The sequence below is a fragment of the Actinoallomurus purpureus genome, assembly GCF_024055795.1.
Taxonomy (GTDB): domain Bacteria; phylum Actinomycetota; class Actinomycetes; order Streptosporangiales; family Streptosporangiaceae; genus Actinoallomurus; species Actinoallomurus purpureus.
Genome location: NZ_JAMXMY010000004.1, coordinates 71,148 through 87,477, shown reverse-complemented (window position 1 = coordinate 87,477; position 16,330 = coordinate 71,148). Strand labels below are relative to the sequence as shown.

Below are 16,330 nucleotides of genomic sequence, written 5' to 3'. Positions count from 1 at the left end.
GATCGCTCACCTACCGACGACCGCCGAGCGCAGCACGGCCATGAACCCGACTTCCTGACGGCTGGATGTACGCCCAGGGCCCGAATGTTTCAAACATGTATCACGCAAGTTAGAACAAAGGAAGAGAAATCGTTTCCGACAGACGTGTCCGCTATATGGGTTTGCGTATCCGTGCCATTCGGTTGAACTTCAGCGCCATCTGGGCTCTGCTGAGGGTGCCGACGTGTCAGTGAGTGATCGGGTGTTCAATGCGTTGGCGCCGGCGTTCTAGCCGTGCGCCTCGGCTGGCGTGCATCCTTGTTTACCGCTACCGATGCAGAGGGTTCGGGGAACATCATGAGATATTCAGGACGGTTCGCCGTCGTCGGTGCCGTCGTCGCCGGTTTGTTCCTCGCTGCAACTGCGGCGAACGCCACTCCTCCCGGCCCTGGTGTTAGCGGCATGGTCATCACGGACGAGACCGTGGGCGACAAGCACATCGTCGTGCGTGAGATCACCCTGCCGCCGGGACAGAGCACCGGCTGGCACTACCACGACGGAAACCTGTTCGGCTACGTCAAGCAGGGCACGCTCAGCCACTTCGACTCCTCCTGCAAGCCCGACGGCGTATACCGGACCGGCGGCACCATCGTCGAGCCGGCCGGTTCGAATCATGTGCACATCGGACGCAATCTCGGCACGGTCCCCGTGGTACTCGACGTGCTCTACATCCTTCCGGTGGGAAGTCCCCTGTCGGAGGACGCGCCGAACCCGGGATGCGATTTCCAGTAATCCGTAACGGCTTCTCGCCACGGATGGGCTCCGCGCACGACCCGACCGGGCTTGGACCGGCCGAGTCGGCGTGACCCTCTCATCGAGAGCCCGAAACCCACTGGGAGTGAACATTGGGCGGCGTGACACCAAAGTACGGCCCGCCGTTTCAGCCGCCGAAGGGCGGCAACGGCTCCTCCGACCCGGACAGCGGAAAGGACTTCTGGGGCGATGTGCCGGATTTGGCGGTTCCCGCGCCATGGGGCACTACGGGTCCGCCTTCGTTCAACGACGACCCGTCGTCTCCCGCCGGGGCGGGCGAATCGCCGCCCGGAGGTATACCGCTGACCACACCCATCTCGGTGAATCTGTCCTCTCTACGTTTCGCCATGAACAGCATGCTCTCCGATGTGAAATTGCTGGTGAGCGACTACGAGAGCTTGAAGTCCCTGGTAGCCGCGCAGAAGGACACTGTCTTCGGTCAGAACGCCACCGTCACCGAGGTCGGCAACTCACTCGGTAACGCCGCAGGTCAGGCCAGCGGTGGCGGTGGCAGTGGCAGTGGCAACCCTCAGGATCATACGTATGGGAGCCAGATCCAACCGTACGCGCAAGACTTCGCGGCCAGCATCAACCCTGCTCAGGAGAAGACGCTCGAGGCGATCGCCAACTCCCTAGAGCTGGTCGGACAGTTCATCGCGGGTGTGGACAGAGCGGGCCAGACCTATAGTCATGCCGACCGTCTGGCAAGATTTCCCGAGCCAAGAATTTGGCGGCTTTCCGATTCCGGCACTCCGATCACTCCTCGCACTCCGACCGTTCCTGACAACCAGGTGTGACCAATACCTGAAGGCCGATCCTTCCGGCGCTGAGATCAATGGGATGTCCAATGGCGAATCCGCCGTCGAGTTCGAGCGAGTTCAAGGTTGACCTGGGTCAATTGCATGATGCGATCGGCATCGTCAAGAAACAGCATGATGTGATCAGTGCCGAGCTGGACAATGTCGCCAGCGAGTTCAACGGATGTAGGGAGTCCTGGAACACTCCGTCGACCGCATCGTTCGATGACGTAAGCACGTGGTTTACGAATGTCAGTACGGACGTCAATTCAGTACTGGCTGAAATGGTCAGCCGAATGCAGGCGGCTTATGACAACTACACGTCGGCGGAAGAAGCCAACGTCTCAAATCTTGAAGCACATGGCAAGAAGCTGCTGGGCAGCTCCGAGCGGTTTGTTGTTGGGAGCCACGGCAAGAAGCTGCTGGGCAGCTCCGAGCGGTTTGTTGTTGGGAGCCACGGCAAGAAGCTGCTGCGCAGCTCCGAGCGGTTTTTTGTTGGGGGCGACGCCAAGAAGCTGCTGCGCGTCGCCGCGCAGCCCCTTGATGGGAATGGGTGACCACCGAGTGGGCGACCTTGGCCCGTCGACTGAGAGGCTGTGCATCGGTCATGGCAGTTTCTGACGTAGACTACGATAGTGTTACAACTTATTACGTCAATCCGCACAATGGCGGTCCGGACGATCTCTTCACCCATATTAATAACATCGTTGCGAGTAACCAGAATATCGTTGACGCTCTTTCCACTATCAACAAAACGCTTAGTGATCTCAACTTGGGATGGGCGGGGAAGACGTCTCAGGAAGCCAAAGACTTTGGCGACCGGTGGAACGCCGTTATGAAGGAACTCTTCGGCACCGAGGACGAACCGTCGATAGGTGCGCTCAACCTCATCGCGACCGGTTTGTACACGGCCGCCGGCACGTTCGCCCAAGCCGAGCTGGCGCTCAGTGACTTCTTCGGCAAGTTCGTGGATGCGCTTTGGAGTTCAACGGGCGGCGGCTCTGGTGGCGCTCCGCAGAGTATCACCGACGCCACGATGACGGCGGTTACCGAAACCTGGTAGCCGAACGCGGCGGCACCATCATAACCCGATCTAGGGTGGGGAGGATTCATGGCTGAAACCGACTTGTCCCTGTTGGGCGTGGACACTGCCGCGCTCTACGACCTGGGCAATTATTGGATCATGCTCGGTGACGCGCTCGCGCTTGGTACCCAGTCAATGGTTGACGCAGTGGCGAGCATGAGCTGGACTGGCGACGCGTCCAAGATGGCGCGCATGCTGTGGTCTGAGGTGAATGAGCCAGGCCCGATTAGCGGGGGGATGCATCCGCATACGAATGGAGGCCCCTACCTTTCGGCGGGCGGCGCGGAAGGCATCCCCCAGTGTCTTCTGCAATGTCGGGACGCTGCGTACGAGATCGGTGGTGCCATTAATTACTACGCCGATCAGGTCTTGGCAGCCGTGGAGAAGTATAACAAGGAAGCCAAGATCGAGCTCATCCTCCAGATCTTCGGGGTCGTCTTCGACTTCTTTGCGTTCGGTCCCCTTGGTGAGCTACTCGGTGCGGCCGACGCGATACTCACCGATATCATCTCCAATCTGGTCAGCGTCGTATCGCGAATCGCCAAACTGGACGGGCTGGTCCCCGAGACCGTTCTTCGCTTCGCCGCGGGGGCCGTCAGCGGAGCGGTGGTAAACGTCTCGCTGGAATTTACTGCCGAGGCCATCGCCAACGCTGCCGTCGGGAACCACCACTGGACACCCAACCCGGCGGGCGTGGCCGGGGCGGCGGGCCTCGGTGGCCTCATCGGGGGTATGGCGCACGGTGGCGGCTTCGGGGGGCGCGGGAAGGGTGAGTTCGATGGGCTGAATGCCCCCGATGTGCCCTCGGTCGGAAAAGTCCCGAATGCCGGCGATATCGAGGGAGCTGCGGCACACCCCGGCACGGTATCGGTCTCGGGCGGCGGTCAGAGGGGCGAGGTGGTGCCCAACTCTACGATCACCACGGCCGATTTCAAGGGCATGTCCGGGATGCCGGGCAACGGCGAGTCCAAAATTGACCCGACGGGCGTCCACAGCGACCCATCGGGCCTGCCGGGACCGGGTGGCGTTTCGGTCACGGACGGGCTCGGCCGCCCGGACGTGAGCGGTCCTGCTCCGGCGACGCAGATCTCGGGCGGCGGGTCCGCTGAAGAGAGCGCCAGGCCGGCCGGAACTCCACGTCCGGAGCCCGCGGTGTCCTCCGCAGGAGGGGCTGCCGGCCGTCCCCCCGCCGATCACACTCCAACCTCTGCCCAGATCACCCCCGGCGAGATCGCCTCACGGCCCGGCGGTGAGGTCGTGGCGCCCGGTCCCGCGGATCCTTTGCAGAGTGGACGGCCGGCGTCCGCGGACCCTGGCGCCGCGGCCGGTGGGAGGCCCGGGTCTGTTTCGTCGCGCGGTGGTCCGGGGGAGCCCTCTGGGCAGACTCCGGTCGCGGACAACGGAGCTTCGGGCGCGCACGGTCCTGGAGCCGTCAGCGATGGCCTCGTGGCCAACGGCGGCAACGGCCCTCGGCCGTCGGCGGTAAGCCCGCAGGGCAGGCCGGGCGCACCGGCGAGTGAGCGCCCGGCGTCGGGTGACCCGTCGTCCGAGCACGACCCCGCGGTCGTCGGCCGGCCCGGTACGGCAGGTCCCACGAACGGCGACCCGCTATCGCCCACGCCCGGGCGGACGGGAGCCGGTGGCCCGCTTTCGCCCACGGCCGGGCGGACGGGAGCCGGTGGCCCGCTTTCGCCCACGGCCGGGCGGGCGGGAGCCGGCGGGCCGGAGTCGGCGGTCGAGGCCGGGCGGGGTGCGGGTGCGGGTGCGGCTGAGTCGGTGGCCGGGCCTTCGGGTGCGCGTCCGGGCGAAGGTGCGGCGGCGGCCGCGAAACCTCAAGGCGATGGGGCCGTCCCTCCGGCAGGGCCCGCGGAGGGGGCGCGGGGTGGGCGGTCGGTGTCCGCGGACCCGGCTGCTTCGGCCGATCGGGCGGTCGTTTCGGGGCGTGGTGGTGCGGAGAGGCCTTCTGGGCAGGGTCCTGCCGGGGATGTCGAGGATGCGGGCGCGCGGGACGCCGGGGCGGTCAGTGGTGGTGCGGCGGTCAACGGTGGTGGCGGTTCCCGGGTGCCGGCGGGGAATCCGCAGGCCAGGTCGGCGGGCGGGCGCGCGGAGACGGGTGAGGCGCCGTACGAGCGCGATGCCGTGGTGGTCGACCGGTCGGGTCCGGTTGGTTCGGCGAATGGTGGTGCGGTGCCGCCTGCGTCCGCGCGGGCGGGAGCGGGCAGGTCGGAGTCGGCGGTTGAGGCGGGGCGGGGCGTGGGTGCGGCCGAGTCGGTGGCCGGGCCTTCGGGTGCGCGTCCGGGCGAAGGTGCGGCGGCGGCCGCGAAACCTCAAGGCGACGAGGCCGTCGCCCCGGCGGGGACCGGCCGGACGTCGCCGCCGACGTCACCGGAGCGGCCGGCCGCCGGCACGGGAGCGAAGGCCGAGGGCCCCAGCGGCGGTTCGAGCGGATCGAAGGTCTCGTCGTCGGAGGAGCCGCCGTCCCGTACGCCGGGACAGGAGAGCGAGACCGTCCACGGGACCACGCGGGCTTCCGCCGTCGGCGAGGACGTACCCACCGGTGTTGTGCGGTCCGATGAGCGGCCGACAGGGAGTGTCGGTTCGGCCAGGGCCGGCAGTGAGCCGAGGACCCCGCGCGATGAGCATGCCGCTCCTGCGGAGGAGAGGCGAAGCGACGCCGGGAGCCCACGGGCCGGCTCGAAGGACGTCGCGGGCGACGGGGGTCCTGAGCGCTCGGCCGTGCCTCGCCGTGACGGTCCCTCCGCCGGCCCGGCCGACGACGCCCGGAGGACACCGGCATCACCGGAGGGCAGAGGCCAGGAGAGCGCCAGGCCGTCCGCTCCGGCTGACCGGGGAGAGCGGCTCACCGGACCGTCGGGCGAGCGGGATGCCTCGGGCGGGCACGGCGCACATCGGCCCGAGGCCGGTGAGGAGGCCGCCGCGCTCGTCTCGCAGCACGGGCCCCTGACCAAGGCCGAGACGTGGCAGGCCTTCAAGAACACGCGGGACGCCGACTACGCGGGCCGGTTCTCGAAGGAGGAGCGGTTCGCGCACGCGACACGCGATCTCGACGTGGACCATGAGGTCGCCAGCGCCGAACGGGGTTTCCGGGAGGCTGACCCGGAGCTGGCCGCTCACCTGCCTGCGGACGGGACCGCCGCCGTGAGCAAGGGATTCCGGGAGGCTCTGCACGACGCGTTCTCCTCCGCATGGAAGAAGAGCGCGGGGCGTCCGGAGGAGACTGACGCGTGGTCGGAGACCTACACGCGGCTTCGCCAGGAGCTTCCCGACCGGTTCGCGCAGGTGAGCCTGCAGCATCGCGAAATCAGCCGGATGGACACCGCCCTCAAGGACGCTGCGGACGGATTCGGGGAGAAGGATCTCTTCAGGGGCAATTACCTGCCGAAGGAGAAATTCGACGAGAACGCCGTCAAGTTCGACGAGGCAACGGGAACGTTCTCCGTCGATCACGAGAAGGCGGGACCGTACGGCAAGCTGCAACTGGACGTGCACAAGGACGTCGTTGAGACCGTGAACTCGGCCTGGAGGGACGCCGGAGGGCTCCCGACAGGCGAGGCGGCGCGCGGACTGGAGAACGACCTTGGCCAGATCCGTGACGGGCTGCACGAACGCCTTGAGAATCTGAGCAACCAGGAACGCCAGGTTCAGCATGGTGAACGGGCTCTCGACGAAGAGCACAGCGCGCGAGGCACCCCCCTGAGCCGCGACGTGCTGGACCGGGTTCGTAAGGAGTTCGGCGACGAGATCCGAAGTCGGTATAACGAACTGCGCGAGCAGGCGACGGGGCGTGACCCCGGATGGTTCGACCGTGCCTGGGACGCGGCGGACGAACACATGCGCGGCACGGACGCTCTCCGTAACCGTCTCGATCACGGCGAGTTCCGTGAGAAGGCGCTTCAGCAGGGGAAGCAAGCCCTGCGGAAGGCCGTCGCCCGAGCCCAGGGCGAGGACGGTGGGGAAGGCCTCGGGGAGTATGTGGGCCCCGAAGGCGAGGAGCGACTGACCACGGATTGGACGAAGGCCGTCGAGAAGGCCGTCGACGACCACTGGTCCTCACTCCCGGGCCGGGACTTCCGCAGCACAGGCCGCCCCCAAGAGAGCGTGCGGTCGTCCGTGGATGACGATGCCGTCTCCTCGCGCGGGAGCGTTGGGTCGGGGCGGGATGATGTTTCCTCGTCTTCTTCGGATCAGAGTGTGTGGCGGTCTGGGAATGATGACGATGCTTCTTCGTCTTATTCGCATGAGCATGAGTGGTTGCTGGGGGATGACGACGCCGCTTCCTCGCACGGGAGCGTGCGGTCGTCCGAGGGTGACGATGGTCTCCGCGAGAGCGGGTGGCGGCGGCTGGGGGATGACGATGCCGGCCTGCATGAGGGCTTGCAGATGTCCTGGGAGGAGCGTTTCCAGCAGCTCAGCCACACACTGCCCCAACGGATCGCGCACGAGTCCGACAAGAACATCGTCCTGCGAGGGGCCGCCAACGACTTCGAACAGATCGCGGGCCATCCCGACGACCTGTCGGCCGGGCACACCGTCACCCCAGAGTCGTTCGAGAAGCTGTCGAGCGATTTCCGTACCGACACCGTCACCGAGTACGACCGGCTCTGGGGGCCGGAGGGGACGGACTCCAAGGCATGGCTCGAACACGAGGCCCAGCACGAAAACGTCTTCGAGACGACGCTGACGGGCCTGCGTGAGGCACCGTACCGTCCGGGAGACCGCGGGCCCGAAGGGCATGCGGAAGAGTCGGCCGCAGGCGGCCCAGCCGATCCTCGGCCGCCCGACGATGACACGAGTGGACCCGCCGTCCCGTCTTCCGGCGACCGGCCGACGCCCACGGCGGCCTCGGCCGACCGGCCGGTTCCTGAGCCGGGGGCGCGTCCGGCCGAGCACATGGGGTCGGATCCAGGGCAGGTCCACGCCCAGGTCGTGCGCGAGCGGCCCACGTCATCGAGCGTGCGGTCACCGGGTTCACACGAGGAAGGTCTCGGTGCGAAGGGCGCTGGGGAGACGACCCCGAAGCCCACAGGGGAGCACGATCTCGTCGAGACGCCGGAATCCTCGGTGGCCACGCCGTCGGAGATCGTGGACGGCTTCACCAAGACCCTGAACCGAGTCGGCGAGACGGCCGCCATCCGCGACGATGCGTACAAGACCTTCCAGACTCAGTTCGAGGCCCGCTATCCCGAACTGCGGACACGTCCGGCCGTACGCGACGTCACGCCGGTCCGCGAGTGGTTCGCGGACCGCTGGACGGCGGCGGCGAAGGAAGCCGGTGGCTCCGAACACTTGACGACCGCGACTCAGGAGCGGCTGAAGGGCGAACTGACGAGCCGGCTGCCGACCGATACGAGGCCGCCGGCCGACGATCGCCTACAGCGGCGGTACGAGCGGGAGTTCCACATCGCGCTGCGCGTCGAGGGCGGGACTGACTACGCCAATCCTGATCCCACATGGGATCAGACGACCACCGATCTCTTTCATCAGAGGCTTGACCGGCTTCGGGAGCGGTATGTCGCGGATCGTATTCCGCTGGGTGTAAACCGAACGGAGCAGGTCGAGCACTTGCAGCAGGTCATCGTGAAGGCGGCGACGATGCTGAGAGCTCGGGTGGAACCGATTGGCGCGACGGTCCATGCTTTCAACGAGCGGACGCGCGACATGAGCCCCCATGCCGGACGCGACCAGACGCTCAAGGGGGACCCCGCCCTGTTCTCCTGGTACCGGCGGCAGCAGGCGGACATCGTACGGCGGTTCTCGGACGCGCTGGAGCTTCACGGGCCCGGCGCGGAGCTGGAGCGCGTCTTCCAACAGCGGATCACGACGCTGCGTGACATGGCATGGTCCAGGCTCGAGGCAAGTCGGGAGTTCGGGCGCCTGCTCGACAAGGCCGCTCCTCAGGAACTGGCCACACCTGCCGCCCGGACATGGGCCGCCGACCAGGTCGAGGAAGTCCGCGAAAGGTTCGTTCAGGCCCATATCGACTGGCGGGCCACCGTGACACCGCCGGAGGCGCGGGGGTCGGCTTCGGCGTCGGCCGAAACGTCGGGTTCTGTTGATTCGCCGGTTGTCGCGGACCGTGCCGTGGCGGAGGAGGAGCCGGCGCGTGTCGAAGAGGCGCGGAGCTCGGCTTCGGCGTCGGCCGGGGCGTCGGGTTCTGTTGCCGAAGAGGCGCGGGGGGATGACGATTACGGCCTCCACAAGAGCGGGTGGCGGCCGCTCAAGGATGACGATGCTTCTTCGTCTTATTCGCAGGAGCATGAGTGGTTGCTGGGGGATGACTCGGATTCGGCGTCGGCCGAGGCGACGGGTTCTGTTGATTCGCCGGATGTCGTGGATCGTGTCTCGACGTCGGAGGAGCAGGACCGCCTCGTTGTGATGCAGCGTCGCGTCATCAGGAGACAGCAGAAGCGCGTCAACAAGGCGATCGCCAGAGCGGCGGCGAATTTCGCGGCTGGGCCCCACACCCTACGCGAGTTCAATGTGCCGGACGGCGCTGTCTCCAGGTCCGTCCTGTCCGTCGTACGTGATCGGGTGCAGAGCGGGTTCGACGACGTGATCGCCAGGGAGACGTCCCCCCGTAAGACGTTGTTCTACCCTGGCCCCGAGAGCGTCGACGTGCGGATCGCCGATCTGAAGGCGCGGATCAGCGGGCCGGTCGACCGCCTGGTCAAGGGGATCGGATGGGCCCTCGAGCGCGAGGCGGCTCGCGAGGCAACCATCGCGAGGGCTCGCGCCATGGTCGACACGGCCGCATGGACCTGGCAGACCGTGCTCGAGCAGAGCACGGCTCTGCGCAATCGGCTCGGCGTCCAGAGGCCCGTGCCCGCCGACGTCTTCGGCGCGATCCGCGAAGGTTTCGCCATCAGGGCAGGAGCCCGGTTCGACAGTGTCTTCGACCGCGCCTCCGAGAGTAGGACGACCCCCGTCGGACAGTCACATGAGCAGCTGGAAAAGTTGCTCAACGCGGACAAAAGTCGCCTGCACGACTGGTTCCTGCTGCCGATCGCACACAGGGCACTGGTGGCCGAGGCGATCCGGATGTTCGACGAGCGGTTCGACACGACCGACGCCGGTCGCGAGCTCGCCCCATGGCCGGTCGGCCGCCTGAGGAACGCGTTCGCCGCCCTGGCCGGAGAAGTCTTCGAATCGGTCTTCGACAGCGTCACCGCGGATCCGGTCGACCTGACGGCCCGTATATGGGAATGGGAGGACCGGATGAACGGCCTCCTCGGCGAGCTGGCCGGGCTCGTCGGCGTCGAGTCCGCGGCGACGGAGGAACCGCGGGCCGACACCACGTCATTCCACGGGCTGAGTGACGAGTACGACGTGGCGCAGGAGGAACTCGCCACCGGGGATCGTGACGACCGGGCGTCGGCCGGTGTTGTCGAGTCCCCGATGCACGAACCGGCCGATCTCGACGCGGTACGGGAATCGCTCGGTGAGCGGTCCGCCGGCGAAGCCGAGGCTCCCGCGCGCGGGACCGATGATGCGGTTGAGAGCCAGATCGGGACGCCGGCGCCGGCCGATGACGCCGAGCGCGCGGTTTCTGATCTTGGTGAAGTGCCTGTACTGCGTGAACTGGGTGCCGAGAGTAGCGATTACAACCTCGATGTGGCACGGGAACTGCTCGAGAAGGAGTACGAGGACTCCAGGGCCCGGCACAACAATGCCATGCTCGAAGCACGAAGGATCATTCGCGAGCTCGTCGGGCGGACGCCCAGCATTTCCGACCCTGGCGGGGTCGTCTCGGACATCGATCGGGCCAGGATCCTCACGGCGGCGTGGATCGTCCGCATGGGTAGTGAACACGCCAAAGAGTTCGCCGATTCCGCGCTTACTTTGGTGCCTTCACGTGAGCCCATGGCGTCCGAACCGGAGCAGTTCACTCGTGCGGGCCTCATGGCGAAGGCCGCTGAGGCCGGCGAATGGCTGAACGGTCTGGCGGATGAGGCCCGCGAAAAACTGTTGGACAGGGCCGGTCAGATCGTCGCGGATCACCACGAGTCACCCCCCGTCGGCGGGACCGTCGAGTCGCTGCGGCAACGGGAGGCGTACGAGGCCGTCCTCCAGGTTGTGGCGCACGCTATGGCCAAGGCCGCTCTGGACGGCGCCGGCCCGGAACAGGCCGAGGCGGAGGCCGATGGGCTGGCGTCGTGGCTGGCCGACGCACTGGGGACGCGGCACCGGACGGGCGGCGCGCCCCCGGAGGGTTCCCAGCCGCCCATCACCCTGGAGCTTCCACCGGCCGCCGGTTCGGCGGTCACCGCCTCGACCGATGGTGTGGACGAGACGGTGCACGATTACGCCGATCTCAACAGGGCGCGGAGGGCGCTGGCCAAGCAGTCCGGCTCCCGGTACGACGACCCGATGGAAAAGGCGTGGACGATCGTCCGTGACCGGAGCGGTCTCCGGCCGACCTGGAACGACCTCGGCGGAGAGGTCTCGGACGTCGACCGCATCCGGCTCCTCGTGGCGGCCCACATCGCCCGCGAGCGGAGCGACGGGCACTTCCGTTCCGACGTAGACCAGAGAGCGTCTGAGCCGGTCCGGTCGGACCACAGCGGCGAGGTCTCGGACGTCGACCGCGAGGCGGCACCCACCGTCCATGACAGGAGCGCCGAGGCCTTCGCCGATTTCCTCCTGGCCGCTCTCTCGGCGTCCGCGCCGTCGCGATGGACCAGCGACCTGACCGCCGAGGTGAACGGCATACTCGGCCGTTGGCGTGTCCCCTTGTCCACGTCCGAGGAGGTGCTGCGCGCCTACCATGGCCTGCCGGACGAGGATCGGAAAGGCCCGATGCGCACGGTCGCGCAGCGGATCGCCGACCGGCTCGTCAACGGGGAGTCGCTCCGGCTACCCGGAGGCGCCATCGGCGCGGAGTTCGAAAGCGTCATCAAGCTCCACGCGGACGCGGAACTCAAATACGCGACGCTGCTGGCCGACAACGAGCGGCTGGGTTTCAAACTCGTCGTCGATCACCGCAACTTCTTCATCGACACAGAGGGTGACTACTACCCGACAGCGGAACTGTTCAAAGCCTCGAACAAGCCGCTGAAAGAGCGCCAGGACAAGACTCCCATCGTGGAGTTCGTCACTCGCCCCGGAGGAATCCCGGGCGAGCACAAGAAGTGGACCATCAAGGAGATCATCGCCCAGGTAAGCACCACCATCAACGCGTTGGCGAAGGCCGAGGAGCCCCTGTCCATCGCGGAGTGGCTTCCCGAAAGCGAGGGGTGGACCGTCCACCGGCCGGAGATCAGGGGCGAGGTCCTGCCCATTCGCACCGGCCAGGCGGATGATGTGACGTTGTACGCCCAATACACCGTTGATCTCAGGCCGACGGAGCTGTACGGCGCCCTTCAGGACGTCCTCGCGCAGGGGAAACAGGGTACGAACTCCGCACGTTTTCTCCAGCAGGGACTGGAATTCGGCACTGAGATCGCGCGCGATTTCGCCGCCCTCCTTACCGGCACCGAACTCCCTTCGTCGGCCGTCGACGTACTTGATGAGATCGAACCTGTTGCGGCCGTACGGGGTTTTCTGGCACTGGTTTATCCTCATATCACCGCCATTTTCCGGGGCGCCCTTGTAGGGACAAACCTGATCAAGAACTGGGTACTCGCCGCATCGCGGACCGATTTCGCGGCGATACGTGGTCTCCTGCCCGAGGCCTCGCGGTTGTTCCTGGAGTTCTACGCCCCGGCCATCGAAAAACGGCTGGTTGAGAAGTTCCGCGAGGGCTCTCCCGAGCTCGACGAGCAGGCGGCCGGAGCGAACCTTCTTGCCAAGCGGTTGTGGTCCACGGACGGCACGATCGGCGACTACCTGAACAGCGCCCTGCTCGAACCACAGGGCAAGCCGGTCGACCAGCTCACCGGCATCGGTATGTGGACCCACAACCGCAGGACACATGACGGCCAGCTTGCCGTGGAGCTCCGTGGCTGGGGCCCGTATCCGATCGGCCTCGGCGAGGTGCCGGAGGTCATCGACTCGCTCGGCACGATGCTCGCGGACCGGGAGAACCGGGCCGGGCGGAAACGCTTCCAGACCTCCGCCCGTGGTCCGCGGCTGCTCGACGCGGCTCGTCTGCTCGCGGACCACCCGAGGGCGGCGGCCTTCAGGAGTTTCAACGAAGACGGTCTGGGCCAGTTGAAGCGGATCTGGCGGAAGAAGCATTCCAAGGACGGTACGGAACTGCTGCCGGTGGCCGACGTGGCAACGATCCTGGTCGGGCTCCGCGCCCTCGATGTGCCGGAGCCGACCTCCGCGCAGGACGTCGCCGATGCGATTGAGGTGCTGCAAGCGGCTTCGAACCGGCTCAAGCTGATCGCGGCCGACAAATCCACGGCGATCCAGAACATGGCGCACGGCGCACTCGAGCGGTTGGAGGCCGTCCTCGAGCCTCTCCACGCCTACACGCCACCGTCCACGGGGCAGGAGCAGGCCGACGCGGGAGCCTTCACCGCGGATCACAGCCAGATCAGCTTGGATCTCTGGCAGGTGGCGTCCCTACTCAGCGAGACCTCACCCGAGGAACGGGTGAGGGTGTTCGGCGACTTCCTGATGGGACTGGATGCCACGTGGAGGCCGCGTTACCCGCGGGGTGAGCTGTTCCCAGTGGCGGATGTGGCCACGGTCCTCCGCGGACTTCGCTCTCCGCACGATGAGGACGTGCCGTTGGACATCGAGGACGGCGAGCCGCTCAGCCGGCTTCGCTCCCACTTGGAGACGCTGGCCGATGATCCCCAGGTCGGCGATCAGGCACACGAAACGCTTCAAAACCTCGACGCGCTGGAGGCCTATTTTTGGTCTTCGAACATCGTCTCTTCTCCGGACGCGCTGGGGGAGATCGAGAGCGGTCTGGAGCCGGACGTGGCTCCGTCGGTGCCTGGTTCTCCTTCGGTCGGGTTGGACGAGTTCGAGTTCGGCCTCGCGCCAGGCTCGCCGTCGTCGGTTCCTGTTTCTCCACGTGAGCTCGTGGCGTCCGAGCCGGATCCGGCCACTCTAGAGACCCTCATGAACGACGCCGCTCAAGCCGAAAGGTGGCTGGACGAACTGCAGGATGAGGTCCGCGATGACCTGCTGGCCAGGGCCAGCGGTATCGTCGGCCTTTATCATCAGCCGCTCCCCGGCGACATGACCGGCGAGCGCGTGGAACAACCACGGCCGGTGTACGAGGCCGTCCTCCTGGTCGTGGCGACGACTCTGGCCAACCCCGATACGGAACAGCCCGAGGTGTACGCCCACGAGATGGCGTCGTGGCTCGCCGAGGAGTTGGGGACACGGCGCCTCCCGGACGTCGTCATAGAAGACGATGAAGCCGACATATCGGGCTTCGCCGCCATCGCTGTTCGAGCACGGGTATCCGCCGAAGAGCTGTCCGCTTTTCTGATCCTACGAACTGAACGCGGAGAGAAGCCGAAGCTTGACCAGTGGCGGGAGATGGCTCCGGAGGATCTCCAGGGGGAGATCGACGCGGACCTGAGGGTCCTGAAGCGGGCTGCGGAATCGCTCGCGCCGATGGGTCTTGATGACATCGCTCGGGTTGCCGTCGAATGGGGTATCGACCTGCCGGAGCTCTGGATCTTCGGCCGGGAGTTGCGTGAGATCTATTCTCGAACCCCCGATAGCCCTCATGCGAGCCTTGAGTCGTTCCGGCAGGAGCAGGTCAGGAAGATGTTCCGCGCGGTCCCGGGTGCCCGCGTGGATGGCGATAGCATCGACGTCAAAAGCTTCCTTAACGTTGCCGGCGCCGCTGAAGTATCCGCTGACGTGCTGCGCGCAATGCTTCTGTTCAAGGGTGGTGACGCGGCGCAGGAACTCGAAGATTTGGAAGCTTTGGAACTGGACCAGCCAGCCGCCTTTCACCAGGAGGTCATCGACTACCTGGCCCTGCTGGAAGGTGCCGCGGAATCGCTAGCGATGAGCGCGAACGATGTCGCGTGGTTTAGCGCCCGGACCGGAGTCCGTCCGAATGACCTCAAGATCTTCGGTCGGGAGTTCCGTGAGATCTACTCTCAGGCGTCGGATACCGGTCCGTCTCGCGCGGAGCCCGAGTCATCGCTGACCGGCGAAGCGATCCGGAGGCGTGTCCCGGAGGCGGAGGCCAGGCTAGAGGCGGCCGCACGCATGCTCTTGACGTACGCGTCACCAGAGGACATCGCGGATTTCGCGGCGATGGCGGCCCGCCTGGGAACCGACGCCGAGGGGATGCGCACCGTCGTCGAGGCGGCGCGTGCGAGGAACCCGGTCCTGGGGATCGCGGATCTCCGGCGGGTCTCTCCGTACGATTTGCTGGATCTCGTCGTCGAGGATCACGGAACGCAGGCCGAAAGACCCTCCCGCGCCACCGTCAATCACCGCGTCTGGTTCGAACAGGCCAGGGAGATCGTGGACAGGCTGGCCGAGAAGGAATCGTTGCTCAGGCTGGCCGGCGAGATCATCGCGCACCACCACGAACCGCTGCCCGTCGATATGACGACGGTCACACCGGAGAAACGGGCCGCCTATGAGGGCATCCTCTACGCCGTCGCGGAGCAATTGCATTTCGTGTCCGGGCCGGACGGTAGCGTGGACGACGAACTCACACCGGCCATTGCGCTGTCGGAGCAGTTGGCCGATGAGACGGGCACCGGACGCCGCACCGGCGGGGCGCCACCGGGCAGCCGTCGGCGGCCCCTGAATCTCGTTGAGATCGGTGGCGGTGGTGAGTCCTCCGGTCTGCGGGCCGGGATGTCACTGGACCGTGCCGGGGCGGTCGTGCCGGTCGAGATGGGTGAGGGCTACGACTGGCGGGTCTCGGGGTATAGCAAAGGCCCGTACTGCGTGCAGGTGGCGCTCGTCGGTCGGGGTCAGCTTCGGGGAGGCCGGGTGCGGCGGCGCTGATCCCAGGCGCGGAGGCTGTGAGTGTTGGTGGCGAGCTCGCGGGCGAGCGCCCGGATTCCGATTCCGGAGTCGGCCAGGGCGTCCGCGAGTGAGGTCCATCACCGTGCAGTGAACTCCTTGTCGATCCGCGCGTAAGCGGCCACGCGGCTCGGGCGTTGGCGACAGCGCGGGTCCGGGCTGTGGCGATACCGGCCCAGTGAACGACGACTGAACGCACGTCGTTGGCCGCCGTCGTCGGTGGAAGCGCCTATCCAGTCTTCGTCCATCCCGCGTATCTACGCTCGATCCGACCGATGCGGAACCGGCTGCCGTTATGGGGCATAGGCGAGGAGGAGGCCGGATGCGGTGTTCGGCTTCGAGGCCGCCCGGGGGGCCGTCGGTGGGGCCATGTTTTGATCATGGCTTCTTAACAGCTCCCTCATACTTCATCGATGTCCTTTTCCGTGCGACGAACCATGCGTGGACGGCGTCGATACACCGGCCGAGCCTGACGAGTGGCGTCGGTGTGCGCCGGCATGAGTTCGGGGTCTCGGTGTTGCTCGCAAGGAGTGTCATCGGGTAAGGATGAAAAGGCTGGTAACCCGTTACCGGTCGGCGTCCGCGTGGGATTGGCATCCCCATGCAAGATAATGGCAGGGATCTTCTAGCTTCGCCCCGGATCGGTCGGCGTAAGGTCATTTACGGTATTGACCGACCACCGGCTGCGACCGTTAGCGAGCCGAGCGACGGCAGTGACCTTGCGGTGATGTAT

The 16,330-nt window shown here is 66.5% G+C and carries 5 protein-coding genes; all 5 read left to right on the top strand.

Annotation, left to right across the window (positions count from 1 at the left end; translation table 11 throughout):
• Window positions 1-336 precede the first annotated feature (336 nt).
• Window positions 337-771, top strand: coding sequence for a cupin domain-containing protein (locus NE236_RS10135; RefSeq protein ID WP_252841625.1), 435 nt, complete (start codon window positions 337-339; stop codon window positions 769-771).
• Between the two features lie 122 nt (window positions 772-893).
• Window positions 894-1,589 (top strand): hypothetical protein, encoded by a 696-nt coding sequence (locus tag NE236_RS10130; RefSeq protein WP_252841624.1) that lies wholly within the window; start codon window positions 894-896, stop codon window positions 1,587-1,589.
• A 50-nt stretch (window positions 1,590-1,639) separates the two neighbouring features.
• On the top strand, window positions 1,640-2,146 hold the full coding sequence (locus NE236_RS10125) for a WXG100 family type VII secretion target (RefSeq protein WP_252841623.1): 507 nt from the start codon (window positions 1,640-1,642) through the stop codon (window positions 2,144-2,146).
• Entirely contained in the window at window positions 2,143-2,652 is a 510-nt protein-coding gene (locus NE236_RS10120; protein WP_252841622.1) for a WXG100 family type VII secretion target, read from the top strand. Before NE236_RS10125 ends, NE236_RS10120 begins: the two co-directional genes overlap by 4 nt.
• A 48-nt stretch (window positions 2,653-2,700) precedes the next feature.
• Window positions 2,701-15,579, top strand: a complete 12,879-nt coding sequence (locus NE236_RS10110; protein WP_289850190.1) for a hypothetical protein — start codon at window positions 2,701-2,703, stop codon at window positions 15,577-15,579.
• The last annotated feature ends 751 nt before the right edge of the window (window positions 15,580-16,330 follow it).

Bases quoted from the DNA above. Each gene is read 5' to 3' on its own strand.
- NE236_RS10135 (WP_252841625.1), top strand. From the start codon at position 337: ATGAGATATTCAGGACGGTTCGCCGTCGTCGGTGCCGTCGTCGCCGGT.
- NE236_RS10125 (WP_252841623.1), top strand. From the start codon at position 1,640: ATGGCGAATCCGCCGTCGAGTTCGAGCGAGTTCAAGGTTGACCTGGGT.
- NE236_RS10110 (WP_289850190.1), top strand. From the start codon at position 2,701: ATGGCTGAAACCGACTTGTCCCTGTTGGGCGTGGACACTGCCGCGCTC.